Here is a 369-nt window from a genome sequence, read left to right as displayed (position 1 = left end):
CCGCCTTCAACTTTCGCCAGGTCAGACAAACGGATTTCCGCTGTGATCGCTGCTTTGCGAGAGGTGAAGCCGAACTTCGGCAGACGACGGTACAGTGGCATCTGGCCACCCTCGAAACCGCGACGTACGCCACCGCCAGAACGAGAATTCTGACCTTTGTGACCACGACCACCGGTTTTGCCGAGGCCAGAACCGATACCACGACCCAGGCGTTTACCCGCCTTTTTAGAGCCTTCGGCCGGAGACAGAGTATTTAAACGCATCTCTTACTCCTCAACTTTAACCATGAAGTAAACCGCGTTGACCATACCACGAACAGCAGGAGTATCCTCGCGCTCAACGGTATGACCAATACGACGCAGACCCAGG

General features: G+C 55.3%; 2 protein-coding genes. Both read right to left on the bottom strand.

Features of this window, described 5'->3' with window-relative positions; all coding sequences use genetic code 11:
• A partial coding sequence (gene rplO / locus ACO0LB_RS20650) for a 50S ribosomal protein L15 (RefSeq protein WP_423052591.1) occupies nt 1-263 on the bottom strand: 263 nt, incomplete at its 3' end.
• Between the two features lie 3 nt (nt 264-266).
• Nucleotides 267-369, bottom strand: a 103-nt coding sequence (rpmD, locus tag ACO0LB_RS20645; protein ID WP_423052593.1) for a 50S ribosomal protein L30, incomplete at its 5' end; no start/stop codon positions are given.

It is taken from the genome of Undibacterium sp. SXout7W (genome assembly GCF_049339385.1).
In the GTDB taxonomy this organism is placed as follows: domain Bacteria; phylum Pseudomonadota; class Gammaproteobacteria; order Burkholderiales; family Burkholderiaceae_D; genus Undibacterium.
This window is presented reverse-complemented; position numbering and strand designations above follow the sequence as displayed.